Source organism: Spiribacter vilamensis, assembly GCF_004217415.1.
Lineage (GTDB): Bacteria > Pseudomonadota > Gammaproteobacteria > Nitrococcales > Nitrococcaceae > Spiribacter > Spiribacter vilamensis.
On record NZ_SHLI01000001.1, the window covers coordinates 1 to 17,707 of the forward strand.

At 62.4% G+C, this 17,707-nt stretch carries 31 protein-coding genes; 30 read left to right on the forward strand and 1 reads right to left on the reverse strand.

Translation table 11 applies throughout. The annotated features are described in order from the left end of the window. The 30 genes from EV698_RS00005 to EV698_RS00150 all read left to right on the forward strand — a co-directional run. On the forward strand, window positions 1–91 hold a 91-nt coding region (locus tag EV698_RS00005; protein ID WP_476749581.1), incomplete at its 5' end, for an EF-Tu C-terminal domain-related protein. Window positions 92–97: 6 nt separating this feature from the next. Further along, window positions 98–415, forward strand: a complete 318-nt coding sequence (rpsJ, locus tag EV698_RS00010) for a 30S ribosomal protein S10 (protein ID WP_130502145.1) — start codon at window positions 98–100, stop codon at window positions 413–415. A gap of 175 nt (window positions 416–590) precedes the next feature. Further along, window positions 591–1,250, forward strand: a complete 660-nt coding sequence (gene rplC, locus EV698_RS00015; RefSeq protein WP_130502146.1) for a 50S ribosomal protein L3 — start codon at window positions 591–593, stop codon at window positions 1,248–1,250. Beyond that, entirely contained in the window at window positions 1,250–1,858 is a 609-nt protein-coding gene (gene rplD / locus EV698_RS00020; protein ID WP_130502147.1) for a 50S ribosomal protein L4, read from the forward strand. Before rplC ends, rplD begins: the two co-directional genes overlap by 1 nt. After that, window positions 1,855–2,154: a 50S ribosomal protein L23 gene (gene rplW / locus EV698_RS00025; RefSeq protein ID WP_130502148.1), complete on the forward strand. Its 300-nt coding sequence runs from the start codon at window positions 1,855–1,857 to the stop codon at window positions 2,152–2,154. The genes rplD and rplW overlap by 4 nt, the downstream gene beginning before the upstream one ends. 20 nt (window positions 2,155–2,174) lie before the next feature. Further along, complete coding sequence (gene rplB / locus EV698_RS00030; RefSeq protein WP_130502149.1) at window positions 2,175–2,999, forward strand: 50S ribosomal protein L2; 825 nt, start codon at window positions 2,175–2,177, stop codon at window positions 2,997–2,999. Between the two features lie 20 nt (window positions 3,000–3,019). Next, window positions 3,020–3,295, forward strand: a complete 276-nt coding sequence (gene rpsS / locus EV698_RS00035) for a 30S ribosomal protein S19 (RefSeq protein WP_130502150.1) — start codon at window positions 3,020–3,022, stop codon at window positions 3,293–3,295. Between the two features lie 2 nt (window positions 3,296–3,297). Beyond that, entirely contained in the window at window positions 3,298–3,630 is a 333-nt protein-coding gene (gene rplV, locus EV698_RS00040; protein WP_023367928.1) for a 50S ribosomal protein L22, read from the forward strand. Between the two features lie 9 nt (window positions 3,631–3,639). Next, window positions 3,640–4,302 (forward strand): 30S ribosomal protein S3, encoded by a 663-nt coding sequence (rpsC, locus tag EV698_RS00045; protein ID WP_130502151.1) that lies wholly within the window; start codon window positions 3,640–3,642, stop codon window positions 4,300–4,302. Between the two features lie 21 nt (window positions 4,303–4,323). Then, complete coding sequence (gene rplP, locus EV698_RS00050) at window positions 4,324–4,737, forward strand: 50S ribosomal protein L16 (protein ID WP_023367924.1); 414 nt, start codon at window positions 4,324–4,326, stop codon at window positions 4,735–4,737. Further along, a complete protein-coding gene (gene rpmC / locus EV698_RS00055) occupies window positions 4,737–4,940 on the forward strand; it encodes a 50S ribosomal protein L29 (protein ID WP_130502152.1) in 204 nt (67 codons plus the stop codon). The genes rplP and rpmC overlap by 1 nt, the downstream gene beginning before the upstream one ends. Next, entirely contained in the window at window positions 4,937–5,200 is a 264-nt protein-coding gene (rpsQ, locus tag EV698_RS00060) for a 30S ribosomal protein S17 (RefSeq protein WP_130502153.1), read from the forward strand. The genes rpmC and rpsQ overlap by 4 nt, the downstream gene beginning before the upstream one ends. 30 nt (window positions 5,201–5,230) lie before the next feature. Beyond that, window positions 5,231–5,599 (forward strand): 50S ribosomal protein L14, encoded by a 369-nt coding sequence (gene rplN, locus EV698_RS00065; protein ID WP_130502154.1) that lies wholly within the window; start codon window positions 5,231–5,233, stop codon window positions 5,597–5,599. Between the two features lie 2 nt (window positions 5,600–5,601). Next, window positions 5,602–5,919 (forward strand): 50S ribosomal protein L24, encoded by a 318-nt coding sequence (gene rplX / locus EV698_RS00070; RefSeq protein WP_130502155.1) that lies wholly within the window; start codon window positions 5,602–5,604, stop codon window positions 5,917–5,919. 9 nt (window positions 5,920–5,928) lie between these two features. Further along, the gene (gene rplE, locus EV698_RS00075) at window positions 5,929–6,468 is read left to right on the forward strand and encodes a 50S ribosomal protein L5 (RefSeq protein ID WP_130502156.1); all 540 of its coding nucleotides are present in this window, start codon (window positions 5,929–5,931) and stop codon (window positions 6,466–6,468) included. Between the two features lie 12 nt (window positions 6,469–6,480). After that, a complete protein-coding gene (gene rpsN / locus EV698_RS00080; protein ID WP_023367912.1) occupies window positions 6,481–6,786 on the forward strand; it encodes a 30S ribosomal protein S14 in 306 nt (101 codons plus the stop codon). Between the two features lie 46 nt (window positions 6,787–6,832). Next, window positions 6,833–7,228: a 30S ribosomal protein S8 gene (gene rpsH, locus EV698_RS00085; protein WP_041381836.1), complete on the forward strand. Its 396-nt coding sequence runs from the start codon at window positions 6,833–6,835 to the stop codon at window positions 7,226–7,228. A 17-nt stretch (window positions 7,229–7,245) separates the two neighbouring features. Then, the gene (gene rplF / locus EV698_RS00090) at window positions 7,246–7,782 is read left to right on the forward strand and encodes a 50S ribosomal protein L6 (protein WP_130502157.1); all 537 of its coding nucleotides are present in this window, start codon (window positions 7,246–7,248) and stop codon (window positions 7,780–7,782) included. A gap of 5 nt (window positions 7,783–7,787) precedes the next feature. After that, complete coding sequence (gene rplR / locus EV698_RS00095) at window positions 7,788–8,141, forward strand: 50S ribosomal protein L18 (RefSeq protein ID WP_130503944.1); 354 nt, start codon at window positions 7,788–7,790, stop codon at window positions 8,139–8,141. Between the two features lie 17 nt (window positions 8,142–8,158). Beyond that, entirely contained in the window at window positions 8,159–8,659 is a 501-nt protein-coding gene (gene rpsE, locus EV698_RS00100; protein WP_130502158.1) for a 30S ribosomal protein S5, read from the forward strand. Between the two features lie 2 nt (window positions 8,660–8,661). Then, the gene (gene rpmD / locus EV698_RS00105) at window positions 8,662–8,850 is read left to right on the forward strand and encodes a 50S ribosomal protein L30 (protein ID WP_130502159.1); all 189 of its coding nucleotides are present in this window, start codon (window positions 8,662–8,664) and stop codon (window positions 8,848–8,850) included. A 3-nt stretch (window positions 8,851–8,853) separates the two neighbouring features. Continuing rightward, window positions 8,854–9,288, forward strand: a complete 435-nt coding sequence (gene rplO, locus EV698_RS00110; RefSeq protein WP_130502160.1) for a 50S ribosomal protein L15 — start codon at window positions 8,854–8,856, stop codon at window positions 9,286–9,288. Further along, complete coding sequence (gene secY, locus EV698_RS00115; protein WP_130502161.1) at window positions 9,289–10,635, forward strand: preprotein translocase subunit SecY; 1,347 nt, start codon at window positions 9,289–9,291, stop codon at window positions 10,633–10,635. 23 nt (window positions 10,636–10,658) lie between these two features. Then, window positions 10,659–10,775 carry a 50S ribosomal protein L36 gene (gene rpmJ / locus EV698_RS00120; protein ID WP_069134058.1) on the forward strand — a complete coding sequence of 39 codons (117 nt, stop codon included), beginning with the start codon at window positions 10,659–10,661 and terminating at the stop codon, window positions 10,773–10,775. 86 nt (window positions 10,776–10,861) lie between these two features. After that, the gene (gene rpsM, locus EV698_RS00125; RefSeq protein ID WP_130502162.1) at window positions 10,862–11,218 is read left to right on the forward strand and encodes a 30S ribosomal protein S13; all 357 of its coding nucleotides are present in this window, start codon (window positions 10,862–10,864) and stop codon (window positions 11,216–11,218) included. Window positions 11,219–11,241: 23 nt separating this feature from the next. Next, on the forward strand, window positions 11,242–11,631 hold the full coding sequence (rpsK, locus tag EV698_RS00130) for a 30S ribosomal protein S11 (protein ID WP_130502163.1): 390 nt from the start codon (window positions 11,242–11,244) through the stop codon (window positions 11,629–11,631). Window positions 11,632–11,647: 16 nt separating this feature from the next. Further along, a complete protein-coding gene (gene rpsD / locus EV698_RS00135) occupies window positions 11,648–12,268 on the forward strand; it encodes a 30S ribosomal protein S4 (protein ID WP_130502164.1) in 621 nt (206 codons plus the stop codon). 39 nt (window positions 12,269–12,307) lie between these two features. Then, the gene (locus tag EV698_RS00140) at window positions 12,308–13,306 is read left to right on the forward strand and encodes a DNA-directed RNA polymerase subunit alpha (protein WP_130502165.1); all 999 of its coding nucleotides are present in this window, start codon (window positions 12,308–12,310) and stop codon (window positions 13,304–13,306) included. Window positions 13,307–13,318: 12 nt separating this feature from the next. Then, the gene (gene rplQ / locus EV698_RS00145; protein ID WP_130502166.1) at window positions 13,319–13,714 is read left to right on the forward strand and encodes a 50S ribosomal protein L17; all 396 of its coding nucleotides are present in this window, start codon (window positions 13,319–13,321) and stop codon (window positions 13,712–13,714) included. Between the two features lie 141 nt (window positions 13,715–13,855). Next, the gene (locus EV698_RS00150) at window positions 13,856–14,836 is read left to right on the forward strand and encodes a malate dehydrogenase (RefSeq protein ID WP_130502167.1); all 981 of its coding nucleotides are present in this window, start codon (window positions 13,856–13,858) and stop codon (window positions 14,834–14,836) included. On the opposite strand, the gene uvrA is transcribed toward EV698_RS00150, so the two are convergent. Continuing rightward, a complete protein-coding gene (gene uvrA / locus EV698_RS00155) occupies window positions 14,817–17,654 on the reverse strand; it encodes an excinuclease ABC subunit UvrA (RefSeq protein ID WP_130502168.1) in 2,838 nt (945 codons plus the stop codon). The two genes, EV698_RS00150 and uvrA, sit on opposite strands and share 20 nt — an antisense overlap. Window positions 17,655–17,707: the final 53 nt, after the last annotated feature.

Below are 17,707 nucleotides of genomic sequence, written 5' to 3' on the forward strand. Positions count from 1 at the left end.
GCCGATCGCGATGGAAGACGGCCTGCGCTTTGCCGTGCGCGAAGGCGGCCGCACCGTCGGTGCCGGCGTCGTCTCCAAGATCCTCGAGTAATCGGCGATGGCATCGAATAATCAGAAGATCCGGATCCGTCTGAAGGCGTTCGATCACCGGCTGATTGACCAATCGGCTCGTGAGATCGTCGAGACGGCCAAGCGTACCGGGGCCCAGATCAAGGGCCCGGTCCCCTTGCCGACGAAGATGGAAAGGTATACGATTCTGATCTCGCCGCACGTCAACAAAGACGCGCGCGATCAGTACGAAATTAGAACTCACAAGCGGTTGATGGACATCATCGACCCGACGGACAAGACGGTCGACGCGCTGATGAAGCTAGACCTCGCCGCCGGTGTCGACGTACAGATCAAGCTCTCCTGAGTTTCGGGGAACTACTCCGGCACTGGTTTCAAACCAGCCCGCCGGAGCGGGCCTCTTTAGGCCGGCTAGTGTCGGCATCAATTCGACAGAAACAATTCGGTTGGTTAGCTCCTGGCAGGTGAGGTGTATCCGCATCTGCAGCGATCAGCTCAGCCGATAGAAGAGGATAGCGACGATGGCAATCGGAATCGTCGGCCGCAAACGCGGCATGACGCGGGTTTTTACGGATACGGGTGAGTCGATTCCCGTCACGGTGGTCGAGGCCACGCCGAACCGCGTCACGCAGATCAAAGCGAAAGAGTCAGATGGCTACAGCGCTGTGCAGGTTACTGTCGGCGAGCGGCGTCCGAATCGCGTCAACCGGGCGATCGCCGGGCACGTGGCGAAGGCGGGCGTCGAGATGGGCCGCGGACTCTGGGAATTCCGCCTGGAAAGCGGTGCTGATGCTGGTGTTGAGTCGGGTGGAGCGCTGACTGTTGAGCAGTTCGAGGCCGGTGCATTCGTCGATGTGACGGGCACTTCCAAGGGCAAGGGCTTCGCAGGTACGGTCAAGCGCCACAACTTTCAGACGCAGGACAACTCGCACGGCAACTCCGCGTCACATCGTGCGCCGGGTTCAATCGGGCAGGCGCAGGATCCGGGGCGTGTTTTCCCCGGCAAGAAGATGTCCGGGCAGATGGGTAATGTTCGCGAGACGACGCAGAATCTGGAAGTGATTCGTGTCGACGTAGAGCGCAATCTGCTGCTGGTTCGAGGCGCGATCCCCGGTCCGGCCAATGCCGACGTCATCGTTCGGCCGGCTGTCAAGCAGCTCGCTGCGGCGGGAGGTAACTGATGCAGTTAACATTACAGGGCGATGGCTCGACCATTGAAGTTTCGGAGACCGTCCTCGGCGCCGATTTTCGCGAGCCGCTGGTCCATCAGGTCGTTGTGTCGTATCTCGCTGGTTCGCGTGCGGGAACGAAGGCACAGAAGACCCGTTCCGAAGTAAGCGGCGGTGGCGTTAAGCCTTGGCGACAGAAGGGCACGGGCCGGGCAAGAGCCGGTACGATCCGCAGTCCTATCTGGCGCAGCGGTGGGCAGACGTTCGCAGCTAAACCGCGCGACCACTCGGTGAAAGTCAATCGAAAGATGTATCGCGGCGCGCTGCGCTCGATCCTTTCGGAGTTGCTGCGCCAAGAGCGGCTCCAGGTGGTTACGTCGTTCGACGTCGACGGGCCGCGAACGAAAGATGCGCTCGATAAGGTGCGTTCGGTCGTTGGCAGTGAGGATGTCCTGATCGTCAGTACCGAGGTCTCCGAGTCGCTCTACCTCGCGGTCCGCAATCTGCCGAAGGTGGATGTGCGGGACACGGTGGGCCTTGATCCGGTCACGCTGCTCGCCCATGAGAACGTCGTCATGACAACGGATGCGCTTCGGCGTGTCGAGGAGTGGCTCGCATGAACCAGGAACGGATGTACACGGTGCTGCGCGGTCCGCACGTCTCGGAAAAGAGCACGGTAATCGCGGACGAGGCCAATCAGGTTGCTTTCAAAGTGGCACGCGATGCGACCAAGCGCGAGATCAAGGCGGCCGTTGAGCAGCTGTTCGAGGTTGTGGTGCGTGATGTGCGCGTCGCGAATGTCAACGGCAAGCGAAAGAATTTCGGACGGATTCAGGGGCGCCGGCCCGATTGGAAGAAGGCTTATGTAGCGCTTGCAGAAGGCTATGAGCTGGACTTCGTCGGCGGCGTGGAATAAGCGAACAGGACTGAACGATCATGGCAGTGCGTAAAGCAAAACCTACTTCCCCCGGTCGGCGATTTGTCGCCCAGCCGGTGAAGAGCGGGCTGCATCGGGGTGAGCCCTATGCGCCCCTGGTCCGGAAGCTGAACAAGAGCGGTGGCCGGAACAACCAGGGTCGGATCACCACCCGCCATATCGGTGGTGGCCACAAGCGGCGTTACCGCGATATCGACTTCCGGCGCAACAAGGAAGATATTCCGGCGCGGGTCGAGCGGCTGGAATATGACCCGAACCGCAGCGCGAATATCGCCCTGCTGTTGTACCGGGACGGTGAACGCCGCTATATCATCGCACCCAAAAACCTGAAGGTTGGCCAGGAAGTGCGTTCCGGCCAGGGTTCGCCGATCAAGCCGGGCAATACGATGCCGCTGCGCAATATCCCGCTCGGCACGCAGGTCCATTGCATCGAGATGCGGCCGGGCAAGGGAGCGCAGATGGCGCGCTCGGCCGGAGCGGGCGTGCAGCTCGTGGCCCGTGATGGCGCCTACGCCACGCTGCGGCTTCGCTCGGGCGAGATGCGCAAAGTGCTCAGCGAGTGCCGCGCGACCATCGGCGAAGTGAGCAATTCGGAGCATTCGCTCCGGTCGCTGGGTAAGGCTGGCGCGACCCGGATCGCGGGTCGCCGTCCAACGGTTCGCGGTGTGGTCATGAACCCGGTCGACCATCCCCACGGTGGTGGTGAGGGTCGAACCTCGGGTGGTCGTCATCCGGTGACGCCCTGGGGTATCCCGACGAAGGGTCACAAGACCCGCAGCAATAAGCGCACCGATAATCTTATCGTGCGCCGTCGCAAACGCTAACGGAAAGGGGTGGATCAGAAGTGCCACGCTCGATTCGCAAAGGCCCGTTTATCGATACGCACCTCCTGAAAAAGGTTCAGGAGGCCGCGGAGGCCAACAGTAAGCGCCCGATCAAGACCTGGTCGCGGCGATCCATGGTAGTCCCGGAGATGGTCGGATTGACCATTGCGGTCCATAACGGTCGTCAGCATGTGCCGGTGCTCGTTAACGAGAACATGGTCGGTCACAAGCTCGGGGAGTTCGCGTCGACGCGGACATTCAAGGGCCATCAGGCCGACAAGAAGGCGAAGAGGTAAGCATGGAAACGGCGGCCAGGCTTCGATACGCGATTATTTCGCCGCAGAAAGTGCGGCTCCTCGCCGACCAGATCCGGGGGTTGCCGGTTTCGCGCGCCCTCGAGGTGCTTGAGTTCAGTCCCCGCAAGGCATCGGGGATTGTGCGCAAGGTGGTGGACTCGGCGATCGCCAACGCGGAACACAATAACGGGGCGGACATTGATGAGCTGCGCATTGCGCGCATCCAGGTCGATGAGGGCCCGATGTACAAGCGGATTCAGCCACGGGCCAAGGGGTCGGCGAATCGTATCCTGAAGCGGACGAGCCACATCACCGTGGCCGTTGCTGAGGACTAGGGGTAAGGAATGGGACACAAGGTTCATCCAACAGGGTTTCGGCTCGGTATCACGGAAGACTGGCGGTCGATGTGGTATGCGAACAGCAACCGCTTCGGCGAGCAGCTGCATACCGATTACAAGATCCGCAAGTTCATCAACGAGCGGCTGTCGCATGCGTCGATCAGCAAGATCCGCATCGAGCGTCCGGCCAAGAACGCCCTGATCACGATTCATACGGCACGCCCGGGAATCGTCATCGGCAAGAAGGGCGAGGACATCGATCGCCTGCGCCGTCAGCTGACGGAGCGCATGGGTATCCCGGTCCACGTCAATATCGAAGAGATCCGCAAGCCGGAGCTTGACGCGCAGTTGGTGGCGGACAGCGTCGCGCAGCAGCTTGAGCGCCGGATCATGTTCCGTCGTGCGATGAAGCGTGCGGTCGGGAACGCCATGCGGCTCGGTGCGAAGGGCATCAAGGTGCAGGTCGGTGGGCGCCTCAACGGTTCCGAGATTGCGCGTAGCGAGTACTACCGCGAGGGCAGTGTTCCGCTGCACACGCTGCGGGCCGATATCGACTACGGGCTCGCCGAGGCGATGACGACTTACGGTGTGATCGGCGTCAAGGTCTGGGTGTTCAAGGGCGAAATCCTCGATACCGATACGGCGCCGAACCAGCGGGCCGCCGGCTAGGGCGGTTAAAAGGAGTCAGTCATGCTTCAGCCAAAGCGTACAAAGTTCAGGAAACAGCAAAAGGGTCGTAACAACGGCCTGGCGACCCGCGGTGACAAGGTCAACTTCGGGGAATTCGGGCTCAAGTCCACGACCCGCGGACCGGTGACGGCGCGGCAGATCGAGGCTGGCCGTCGGGCGATCAATCGCCACGTCCGTCGTGGCGGCAAGATCTGGATCCGGATCTTCCCGGATGCCCCGATCACGTCGAAGCCGCTCGAGGTCCGGCAGGGCAAGGGCAAGGGCAATGTCGATCACTGGGCCGCCAAGGTGCAGCCGGGCCGGGTGATCTATGAAATCGAGGGCGTGTCGGAAGAGGTCGCCCGCGAGGCGTTCCGCCGCGCGGCGGCGAAGCTGCCCGTGCACACCCGGTTCGTCGAACGGACGGTGATGTAATGAAGGCAAACCAGTTGCGAGACAAGACGGTCGAGGGCCTGGAAAAAGAACTCCTCGAGCGTCGCAAAGAGCAGTTCAATCTCCGGATGCAGCAGGCCACGGGCCAGCTCGCGCGTCCGGACCAGATGACACGGGTGCGCCGGGACATCGCGCGGATCAAGACCGTGCTTAATGAGAAGACCAGGGGTGGCAGCGAGTCATGAGTAAGAGCGAAAGCGTCAAGCGCACGGTCAACGGTCGTGTGGTGAGCACGGCGATGGATAAGACGATTACCGTCGTGGTCGAGCGACTCGTCCCGCATCCGCTGTACGGCAAGTACATCCGGCGGACGACGAAGGTCCACGCGCATGACGAGGAAAACGTCTGCCAGAAGGGGGACTGGGTGTCGGTCGTGGAATGCCGTCCCGTCTCGAAACAGAAAACCTGGCAGCTTGTGGACGTGCTCGAACGGCCCGCCCAATAAGCAACGACCAATCATAGAGAGTCAATCGCCATGATTCAGATGCAGACGCTGCTAGGCGCGGCGGATAACAGTGGGGCCCGGGAGGTACAGTGCGTGAAGGTACTGGGGGGTTCCAAGCGCCGTTACGCCGGCATCGGCGACATCATTAAAGTCAGTGTCAAGGACGCCATTCCCCGTGGTCGGGTGAAAAAGGGCGAGGTCTACGATGCTGTCGTGGTTCGCACGAAGCGCGGAGTGCGTCGTCCGGACGGGTCGTTGATCCGCTTCGACGGTAATGCGGCCGTGCTCCTGAACGCGAACCGCCAGCCGGTCGGTACCCGCGTGTTCGGACCGGTGACGCGTGAGCTCCGCACGGAGCGTTTCATGCGAATCATCTCTCTGGCGCCGGAGGTGCTGTAACGATGCAGAAGATTAAGGCCGGTGACGAAGTCATGGTGATCGCGGGCAAGGACAAAGGGCGGCGCGGTCGCGTCATCCGTGTCGTGCCGGATCGGGATGGCGTCGTTGTCGAGAATGCGAACAAGGTGAAAAAGCACAAGAAGGCGAATCCCCAGGCCAATGATTCCGGCGGGATCATTGAGCAGGAGAAGCCGCTGCATCGCTCGAACGTAGCGATTTACAACCCGAGCACCGGTCAGCCTGATCGCGTCGGTGTTCGAGTGGGTGAAGACGGCCGCCGCGTGCGCTTCTTCAAGTCCGACAACACGCTGATTGATTAGGGTATCGAGATGGCCAGATTGCGGGAGCAATACACAAGCAAGATCGTTGAGACGTTGTCGCAGCGATTCGAGTACGCCAATCCGATGCAGGTGCCGCGGCTCGACAAGATCGTGGTAAATATCGGCCTCGGTGAGGCGACGCGCGACAAGAAGGTCGTGGACAATGCGTCAACGGATCTTTCGCTGATCACGGGCCAGAAGCCGATTGTGACCTACACGCGAAAGGCGGTGGCCGGGTTCAAGATTCGTGAGGGCTGGCCCATCGGCGTCAAAGTGACGCTGCGTCGCGACAGGATGTACGAATTCCTTGATCGGCTGGTCAACATCGCCGCGCCGCGCATCCGCGATTTCCGCGGATTCTCCCCGCGTTCGTTTGATGGTCGCGGCAATTACAACCTCGGGATCGGCGAGCAGCTGGTATTCCCGGAGCTTGAATTCGACAAAATCGATGCAGTCCGCGGTATGGATATCGCGATCGGCACTACAGCAGTTAAGGACGAGGAAGCCATGGCCCTTCTGGAGGGCTTTGGATTCCCGTTCCGCAAGTAAAGAGGGCAGGAAATGGCCAAGGTTTCCATGGTCCAGCGAGAGCTCAAGCGTGAGCGGCTTCGCAATAAGCATTCGGCGAAACGCGCCGAGCTTAAGGAGATTATTCGCAGCCCTGCCTCCTCCGAGGAGGAGCGGGTGGCAGCCCAGGAGCAGCTACAGAACCTGCCCCGGAACGCCAGCCCGGTGCGGGGCCGCAACCGGTGCAATGTTTCCGGCCGGCCGCGCGGTTACTACCGCAAGTTCGGTCTTTCCCGGAACATGCTCCGCCAGGCCGCAATGCGCGGTGAGATCCCCGGCCTGAAGCTGTCCAGCTGGTAAGTGGCATGGGCAATAGTAACCAGGCAAGGAACCAGGTGACGCGAACATGAGCATGACCGATCCCATCGCGGATATGCTGACCCGGATTCGTAACGGGCAGACCGCTGAGAAGCCGGAGGTCTCGATGCCCTCCTCGAAGTTGAAGCTGGCTATCGTCCGTGTGTTGAAGGACGAGGGCTATGTCCACGACTATCGGGTCGAGGGAACCGAGAAAAAGCCCACGCTGGCGGTAACGCTGAAGTACTACGAGGGCCGTCCGGTCATCGAGGAGATTCAGCGCGTGAGTCGGCCCGGCCTGCGGCGCTTTGAAGGGCGGGGGACGCTGCCCCGCGTGCGCGGCGGGCTGGGAACAGCCATCATTTCCACCTCGCAGGGTGTTATGACCGACCGGGCGGCGCGCGACGCCGGCCACGGCGGTGAAGTACTCTGCGTGGTGTTTTAAAGACGGGATAAACGGTCATGTCGAGAGTAGCGAAGAGTCCGGTAACGATCCCGAGCGGCGTGGAAGTTCGGCTTGGCGACGATCGCCAGGTCACCGTCAAGGGTGCGAAGGGCGAGCTCCACCACACGATCCACGAATGGGTGGATGTGGCGGAGGAAGAGCAAACGCTTACGTTTGCGCCCAATCGCAAGCGTCAGGCGGCGGTTGCGCTGGCAGGGACTACCCGGGCACTGCTGAACAACATGGTGCAGGGTGTCCACGAGGGCTTTGAGCGTCGTCTCAGGCTCGTGGGCGTCGGTTACCGGGCCCAGGCCAAGGGTGAGACGATCAACCTGACGCTCGGGTTTTCGCACCCGGTGGAGCACGCCGTGCCCGCCGGGGTAACAGTGGAGACACCGACGAATACCGAAATTGTGGTCCGTGGTGTGGATAAGCAGCAGGTCGGCCAAGTCGCTGCGGATATCCGGGCATACCGGCCGCCGGAGCCCTACAAGGGCAAGGGTGTCCGCTACGCCGATGAACGGGTCATCATGAAAGAAGCCAAGAAGAAGTGATGGCGATGGAAAAGAAGGCAGCAAGAGACCGCCGGGCCCGCAAGGCTCGTGCGAAGATGCGGCAGCTCGGGACAGTTCGGCTGACGATTCACCGGACGCCGCGACATACGTATGCGCAGATCATCTCGGCCGATGCATCGAGGACGCTCGCGTCCGCATCGACGCTCGAGAAAGACATGCGCGGGTCGCTGGCCAATGGTGGCAACGTCGAGGCAGCCAAGGCGGTTGGCCGGGCGATCGCCGAGCGCGCCACGGCAGCGGGTGTCACCGAGGTGGCCTTCGATCGCTCGGGCTTCAACTATCACGGCCGGGTGCAGGCAATCGCCGACGCAGCCCGTGAAGCCGGACTCAAATTCTGAATAGGGGCAGGTAGGCGATGGCGACGAACGATGTCAATGGTGAGGGCCTCCGCGAGAAGCTCATTACCATCAACCGCGTAGCGAAGGTCGTTAAGGGTGGCCGCCAGTTCGGCTTCACAGCCCTGACGGTTGTGGGTAACGGCGATGGCTCGGTGGGCTTCGGTTATGGCAAGGCGCGGGAAGTGCCGTTGGCCATTCAGAAGGCGATGGAGCGGGCGCGCTTCAACATGCGGGCAGTCAACCTTAACGGGCCGACGCTGCAGTACGCTATGACGGGGTATCACGGCTCGAGCAAGGTCTATATGCAGCCGGCTTCCGCGGGTACCGGGATCATCGCGGGTGGCCCGATGCGCGCCGTGTTCGAGGTCGTCGGGGTTAACGACGTGCTCGCAAAGGCGCTGGGCTCGCGCAACCCGATCAACGTTGTGCAGGCGACGGTCAACGCTCTGACCACCTATGATTCTCCGGAGTACGTGGCGGCCAAGCGCGGCAAGACGGTAGAAGAGGTCCAGGGCTGATCATGGCTAAGAGTAAGCAGCTTCGTGTCACGGTGGTTCGCAGCTTTGCCAATCGCGTGGCGAGACACAAGGCGTGTATCGCGGGTCTCGGCCTGCGCCGGATGCACCACAGCGTTGTGGTGGCGGATACGCCGGAGAACCGCGGGATGATCAATAAGGTCTCCTACATGCTCTCTGTCGAGGAGGTCTAGAATATGCGATTGAATACTTTACGTCCGGCACCGGGTTCGCGCCGGGACGCCGAGCGCGTCGGTCGTGGTGCCGGTTCCGGCATGGGCAAGACCGCGCGCCGGGGTCACAAGGGCCAGAAAGCGCGTAGCGGCGGCTTCACCAAGGTCGGCTTCGAGGGTGGTCAGATGCCGCTCCAGCGGCGGGTCCCGAAGGTCGGGTTCAGCTCGCACAAGGGTCAGTACGTCGCCGAGGTTCGGTTGCATGAGATCGGGCAGGTCGACGGCGACCTGGTTACGCTCGAGTCGCTGCAGGCGGCGGGGGTTGTACCCCGCAATGCCCGCGAGGCGAAGGTCGTGCTCTCCGGTGAAGTCTATCGTGCCGTGACCCTGCGTGGGGTTCGTGCGACGGCGGGCGCCCGGGCAGCGATCGAAAAAGCCGGCGGCAAGGTCGAGGTTTAAGTGGCCGGGCCATCCGCCAACGCCGGTTCACTCGGGGGCGTGGGTCGCCTGACGGAGGTCCGTCAGCGGCTTACCTTCGTTGTGATCGCTCTGGTGATCTACCGGCTGGGTGCGCATATCACCATCCCGGGGATCGATCAGGGCGCGCTTGCGGACATGTTCGAGCAACAGTCGGGAACGATCCTCGACATGTTCAACATGTTCTCAGGCGGGGCGCTGGGCCGGCTCTCGATTTTCGCGCTGGGTGTGATGCCCTATATCTCGGCGTCAATCATCATGCAGTTGATGACCGCCGTGGTGCCCAAACTCAAGCAACTGCGCAGCGAGGGTGAGCAGGGCCGCCGGGCGATTACCAAGTACACGCGCTACGGCACGCTGGGCTTGGCGCTGTTCCAGGGAATCGGTATCACCGTTGCGCTGCAGAATCAGGGCGTCGTGCTCAACCCCGGGCCCATGTTCGTGTTTATCGGGACTACGACGCTGGTTACCGGGACGATGTTCCTGATGTGGCTGGGTGAGCAGATCACCGAGCGGGGCATCGGCAACGGCATCTCGCTAATCATTTTCGCAGGTATCGTCGCGGGGCTGCCGTCGGCACTCGGCGGCACGCTCGAGCTTACCCGGACGGGTGAGCTGGGTATTCCTACGGTTTTGCTCCTGCTCGTGCTCGCGGTGAGCGTTATCTGGTTCATCGTGTTCATGGAGCGCGGCCAGCGCCGGATAACGATCAACTATGCGCGCCGTCAGCAGGGGCGGAAGATGTACGCGGGTCAGACGAGTCATCTGCCGCTGAAAATCAATATGGCCGGCGTTATCCCGGCGATTTTCGCCTCGAGCATTATCCTGTTTCCGGCGACGATCGGGCAGTGGTTCGGCGAGATGGAAGGGTTTGCGTGGATGCAGCGTCTCGGGCAGACGCTCAGCCCCGGACAGCCGCTCTACATTACGTTCTATGCGGCGGCCATCATCTTCTTCTGCTTTTTCTACACCGCACTGGTGTTCAATTCGCGGGATACTGCTGACAATCTCAAGCGCTCTGGCGCGTTCATTCCCGGCGTCCGTCCGGGTGAACAGACCTCGCGCTATATCGACAAGGTTATGACGCGACTCACGCTGGTGGGCGCGGGATACATCACGGCGGTCTGTCTGCTCCCCGAGTTCCTCATCCTCTACCTCAACGTGCCGTTCTACTTCGGCGGAACCGCGTTGCTCATTATCGTAGTAGTGGTGATGGACTTCATGTCGCAGCTTCAGGCCCATCTGGTTTCGCACCAGTACGAGCCGCTGATGAAGAAAGCCAATCTGCAGGCGCACGGCCGTGGTGGCGGCAGCGGCCTGGCACGCTGAACAGGAAATTTGGAGACGGGACGATGAAAGTACGTGCCTCAGTCAAGAAAATCTGCCGCAACTGCAAGGTAATCAAGCGGGGCGGCACGGTAAGGGTGATCTGCACCTCCGATGCCCGACACAAACAGCGTCAGGGCTGACGAAGACGCATATCTTGAATGCAAATGGGTGATCTGGTTATACTGCCGGGTTTCCGAGTGAAAGAATAATCCTGGAGTAACGGCTCATGGCCCGTATTGCTGGCGTCAACATTCCCGCCAACAAACATACAGAGATCGCGCTGACCTCGATTTACGGCGTAGGCCGGACTCGTGCAGCGGCGATCTGCAAATCAGCAGACATCGCGCCGGATCGCAAGATCCGGGAGCTCACCGATGATGAGCTCGAGCGCCTTCGCGCTGTTATCAATGAATACGCCGTTGAGGGCGACTTGCGCCGTCAGGTGGCCATGGACATCAAGCGGTTGATGGACATGGGGTGCTATCGCGGCATTCGCCATCGGCGTGGCATGACGGTCCGCGGGCAAAGCACGCAGACCAACGCCCGGACTCGTAAGGGACCGCGTCGCTCCGTCACCCGTTAACGCAATAGCAGGACAGTTTTTAAATGGCCAAGCCAACCACCCGCACCCGTAAGCGCGTCAAGCGCACGGTTGTCGATGGCATCGCGCATATCAACGCGAGCTTCAACAACACGGTAATAACGATTACCGACCGTCAGGGCAATGCGCTCGCCTGGGCCAGTGCCGGCGGCAGCGGTTTCCGTGGATCACGGAAGAGCACGCCGTTTGCTGCGCAGGTCGCCTCTGAGCGTGCCGGCGAGTCCGCCAAGGATTATGGTCTCAAGAACCTCGAGGTGCGGGTAAAGGGGCCTGGCCCGGGTCGTGAGTCCGCTGCGCGTGCGCTCAACAATGTCGGTTACCGCATCACCAATATCGAAGACGTGACGCCGATTCCACACAACGGATGCCGTCCGCCCAAGAAGCGTCGCGTCTGATCAGGGGACTATAAGAATGGCACGTTACATCGGACCGACCTGTAAGCTCGCCCGCCGCGAGGGAACAGACCTTTACCTGAAGAGCGGCGTTCGCTCACTCGACAGCAAGTGCAAGCTCGATACCCCGCCCGGCCAGCACGGTCAGCGTCGGGGGCGGATTTCGGACTACGGGCTGCAGCTGCGGGAAAAGCAGAAGGTGCGCCGCATGTACGGTGTGCTCGAGAAGCAGTTCCGCAAGTATTACCGCGAGGCGGACCGTCGCAAGGGCAACACGGGTGAAAACCTCCTCCAGCTGCTCGAAACTCGCCTCGATAACGTGGTCTACCGGCTTGGATTTGCCGCGACGCGCGCCGAGGCGCGGCAGCTGGTGGCGCACCGCGCGGTCATGCACAACGGCCGGACGACCAACGTCGCATCGGCCGAGGTGAAGCCGGGTGACGAGATCGCCATCCGCGAGCGGGCACAAAAGCAGCTGCGGGTGCAGGCGGCGCTCGAAATGGCCCAGCAGAACGGCGTGCCGGAGTGGCTCGAGGGCGACTCCAAGAATTTCAAGGGAACGTTGAAGCAGCGGCCGGAGCGCTCGGAGCTCGCTGCAGAGATCAACGAGTCTCTGATTGTCGAGCTTTATTCCAAGTAATGTCGCGAGCGGCGTCATTACCGATCAGGAGTGGTATTCATGCAGGGTCAGTTTAAGGACTTCCTTAAACCCCGAGTGGTCGAGGTGGATGCGGTTAGCGATAGCCGCGCCCGCATCACGCTCGAGCCGCTTGAGCGCGGTTTCGGTCACACGTTGGGCAACGCGCTGCGGCGTGTCCTTCTTTCCTCCATGCCAGGGTTCGCAGTGACCGAAGTGGAAATCGACGGCGTACTGCACGAGTACACGGCGATGGACGGGGTTCAGGAAGATGTCGTCGACATCCTGCTCAATCTCAAAGGGCTGGCGGTTCGGCTTTCCGGCCGGGAGACGGCCACACTTCGACTGAACAAGAAGGGTCCCGGTGCGGTGACGGCGGCGGACATCGCCGACGAGCAGCATATCGAGGTGAAAAACCCCGATCTGGTCATTTGCAATCTCACCAAGGCCGGCGAGATCAGCATGTCCATTACGGTAGCGAGCGGACGGGGTTACGAGCCGGCAACGGCCCGGGACCCTGAAGAAGAGCGCACCATCGGCCGGCTCGCTGTCGATGCGACCTACAGCCCGGTGCGTCGCGTCTCGTACAACGTCGAAAGCGCGCGCGTCGAGCAGCGCACCGACCTCGACAAGCTCGTCATGGATGTCGAGACCAGCGGGGTTATGGAGCCGGAAGAGGCGGTGCGACTGGCCGCGGGTGTTCTCCGCGATCAGATGTCCGTGTTCGTCGATCTGGAAGGGGGCGAGGGCGCCTCCCAGCCCCGGCGCAAGGAGCCGGATGTGGATCCGGTACTGCTGCGGCCAATCGATGACCTCGAGCTGACGGTTCGCTCGGCGAACTGCCTCAAGGCGGAGAGCATTCATTACGTGGGTGATCTCGTCCAGCGCACCGAGGTCGAATTGCTGAAGACGCCCAATCTGGGTAAGAAGTCACTCAACGAAATCAAGGAAGTCCTGGCACAGAACGGGCTTCAGCTCGGCATGCGGCTCGAGAACTGGCCGCCGGCCAGTCTCGAAGACAGCAGCCGGGCCATGGGTTAAGGGGAATCACTGATGCGTCATCGTAAAGCCGGACGAAAACTCAATCGGAACAGTTCCCACCGCCAGGCGATGTTCCGGAACATGTCGGCGTCGCTGTTCGAGCACGAGGCGATTCGGACCACGCTGCCGAAGGCCAAAGAGCTGCGGCGGGTCGCGGAGCCGTTGATCACGCTGGCGGGGAACGACACCACTGCCAACCGTCGGCTGGCGTTCTCGCGGTTGCGGAACAAGGCGATTGTCAGCAAGTTGTTTGACGAGCTCGGACCGCGTTACAACGAGCGTCCCGGCGGCTATCTGCGGATCCTGAAGGCGGGCTACCGCGCCGGTGACAATGCGCCGATGGCGTTCGTCGAGCTGGTCGACCGTCCCGTCGTCGAGGAAGATGACGATCAGGAAGAGGTGGCCTAGGGCAACCGGCGGATTAACCGGCCCTCGGCCGGTACCGGCAAAAGCCGCCTTCGGGCGGCTTTTTTGTGTCGGGCACCGATCCTCGTACGGTCGGACGGCGTCTTCTGCTAGACTTTCGGAAATTATTGATGGAGGAGTCCCATGAAGACACCTGTACGTGTAGCGGTCACCGGCGCCGCCGGCCAGATCGGTTATAGCCTTCTATTTCGCATTGCCTCGGGCGATATGCTCGGGTCCGATCAGCCGGTGATCCTGCAGCTCCTCGAAGTGCCGCCGGCCATGGACGCCGTGCAGGGTGTCATGATGGAACTTGACGACTGCGCGTTTCCGCTGGTCGCCGGCCTGCAGGCGAGTGACAAGCCCGAAGAGGCATTCAAAGACGCTGACTATATCCTCCTGGTAGGCGCCAAGCCGCGCGGACCGGGCATGGAGCGGAAGGATCTCCTCGAGGCGAATGCGGCGATCTTCTCCGGCCAGGGGCAGGCCATGAATGCGGTGGCCAGCCGTGACGTGCGCGTTCTCGCCGTGGGCAATCCCGCGAACACGAATGCCCTGATCGCCCGGCATAACGCGCCGGATCTTGATCCGCGGTCATTCACCGCGATGACCCGCCTCGATCACAACCGCGCGCTGGCCCAGCTCGCGAATCGCACGGGCAGTCATGTCACCGGTATCGAGCGGTTGACGGTCTGGGGTAATCACTCCGCCACGCAATACCCGGACATTACCCACGCGGTAGTGGATGGTAAGGCGGCCACCGAGCTGGTCGATCAGGACTGGCTTGAAGAGAGCTTTATTCCCACGGTTCAGCAGCGTGGCGCCGCCATCATCAAGGCCCGAGGCCAGTCAAGCGCCGCCTCTGCCGCCAGCGCCGCCATTGATCACATGCGTGACTGGACGCTGGGGACGACGGGTGATGACTGGGTCAGCATGGCCATCTCCTCGGATGGTAGCTACGGCATCACCGAGGGGCTGATCTACTCATTCCCGGTTCGCTGCGTTGACGGGCGTTACGAGATCGTTCAGGGGCTCGAGATCAATGATTTCTCCCGCGAGCGCATGAGCGCCACCGAGCAGGAGCTTGTCGAGGAGCGTGACGCAGTCAAGCATCTGCTCCCCTGAGCAACGGGGCGAGATAGCGACCGGTATGCGATTGCGGCTCCGTCGCGACGCTCTCCGGCGTGCCGGTCGCGATGATGCGGCCACCGCCTCCGCCACCCTCGGGTCCCAGGTCGATCAGCCAGTCGCAGGTCTTGATCACATCGAGGTTATGCTCGATGACCACCAGCGTGTTGCCCTCGTCGCGTAGTCGGTGCAGGACCTCGAGCAGCTGGGCGATGTCATGGAAATGCAGACCGGTGGTGGGTTCGTCGAGGATATAGAGCGTCTGCCCGGTGCTCTGGCGGGACAGCTCGCGCGCCAGCTTGATTCGCTGCGCCTCGCCACCGGAGAGGGTGACGGCGTTCTGACCGAGCTTGACGTAGCCCAGCCCCACCTCGACCAGCGTGCGCAGCTTGCGGGCGAGCGCCGGGATGCTCGAAAAGATCTCCAGGGCCTCGCCAACGCTCATCTCGAGTACATCGGCAATGGTATGGCCGCGATAGCGGATCTCGAGTGTCTCGCGGTTGTAGCGGGCGCCCCGACAGGTGTCGCAGGGGACGTAGACATCCGGCAGGAAGTGCATGGCGACCCGGATCACCCCATCGCCCTGGCATGCCTCGCAACGCCCGCCGCGGACGTTGAAGCTGAAGCGCCCGGCGCCGTAGCCCCGTGAGCGGGCCTCGGCCGTGGCGGCGAAGAGTTCGCGAATCGGCGTGAAAAGCCCGGTATAGGTGGCGGGGTTGGAGCGCGGTGTCTTGCCGATGGGGCTCTGGTCGATATCCACGACCTTGTCGAAATGCTCGAGCCCGTCGATGGCCTCGCAGTCCGCCGGCGCTGCGTCGGCGCGATTGAGCGCGGCGGCCGCGGCCGGGTACAGCGTGCCGTTGATCAAGGTCGACTTGCCCGAACCGGAGACACCGGTAATGCCGATCATCAGCCCTGCCGGGAGGCTCGCATCCACCGACTGCAGGTTATGCCCGCGAGCGCGGCGGATATGGATCATGCGCGCCGGATCGGGGGCGTTACGCTGTACCGGCACGGCGATTTGACGGCGACCGGCCAGATAATCACCGGTCAGCGAGCCCGGAGTATCCATCAGCGTGGCGGCGGTGCCAGCGGCGATCACCGCGCCGCCCTCGTGACCCGCGCCGGGACCCATGTCAACAATATAATCGGCGGCACGGATGGCGTCCTCATCGTGCTCGACGACGATCACCGTATTATCCAGATCACGCAGATGCCGGAGTGTATCCAGCAGGCGGTTGTTATCGCGCTGGTGCAGCCCGATCGAGGGTTCATCGAGGACATACATCACCCCGACCAGTCCCGCGCCGATCTGGCTCGCTAGCCGGATCCGCTGCGCCTCGCCGCCGGACAGGGTATCGGCGCTGCGCTCCAGGCTCAGGTAATCGAGCCCCACGTTCACAAGGAACCGCAGACGCTGACCGATCTCGCGGAGGATGCTCTCGGCAATGGTGGCGCGGGCACCGGTCAGGTCCAGTTCCGCCATGACCCGGGCCGCCTCGCCGATGGACAGCGCGTTGATCCCCGCCACGTCGTAATCGGCTACGGTGACATGGCGCGCAGCCGCATTGAGGCGACTGCCATTGCAGTCCGGGCAGGTGCGGCGGGTCAGATAACGGGCCAGCTCATCGCGGACGGCCGTGGATTCGGTCTCGCGATAGCGGCGGGTCATATTGTTCAGCACACCCTCGAACGGATGCTCGCTGATCTGGCCACGACCCCGGCGGGCCCCGGCGTAATGGAACCGGATGAGCGTCTCGCCACTGCCGTAGAGAAGGATCTGTTGAATGTTCTCGGGCAGCGACCGCCACGGCGTATCGACATCGAACCCGTAATGGCTCGCCAGGTCGTTGATTATCTGGCCGTAGTAGGCGTTGCGACGATCCCAGCCGCGGACCGCACCGGCTGCCAGGGATAGCTCGGGATGGGCGACGACGCGCGCCGGATCGAAGAATTGCTCCACGCCCAGCCCGTCACAGGTCGGACAGGCGCCCTGGGGGTTGTTGAAGGAGAAAAGCCGTGGCTCCAGCTCGGCGATGGCGTAGCCGCACTCGGGGCAGGCATAGCGCGCCGAGAATACCAGCGGCGGGTGATCGGCATCGTCGATATCGGCGAGCTCCGCAACATCGTCACCAAGCGCTAGACAGGTCTCCACCGAATCCGCCAGCCGGATCGCCAGGTCGGGCCGGATCCGGAAGCGGTCGACCACCACATCGATGTCGTGGGGGGTGTTGGCGTCGAGCGCGGGCAGTTCGTCGAGATCCACCACCCGGCCGTCCACCCGTGCCCGCACGAACCCCTGGTTGCGCAAATCGGCGAATACCTCGCGCTGCTCGCCCTTGCGGCCGCGGATGCGGGGTGCGAGCAGCATGTAGCGCCGATCGTCGGGCTGGGCGAGGATCTGATCGACCATTTCGCTTACCGTTTGCGCCTCGAGCGCATGGCCATGGGTGGGACAGTGCGGCGTGCCGGCGCGGGCAAACAAAAGCCGCAGGTAGTCGTGGATCTCGGTGGCCGTCCCCACGGTGGAGCGCGGGTTGTGGGAGGTGGACTTCTGCTCGATGGCGATCGCCGGTGACAACCCCTCGATATGGTCGACGTCGGGTTTGTCCATCATCGACAGGAACTGACGGGCGTAGGCCGAGAGTGATTCGACATAACGCCGCTGGCCCTCGGCGTAGAGGGTGTCGAAGGCGAGCGACGACTTGCCGGAACCGGACAGCCCGGTGATGACGATCAGCTTGCCACGCGGCAGTGTGAGGTGCAGGTCGCGCAGGTTATGGGTACGCGCGCCTTCAATGACGATTGAGTCCATGGGCTTCCCGGATCGGACAATTTGATAGTATAGCGCGCCAGTACTCACTCGAC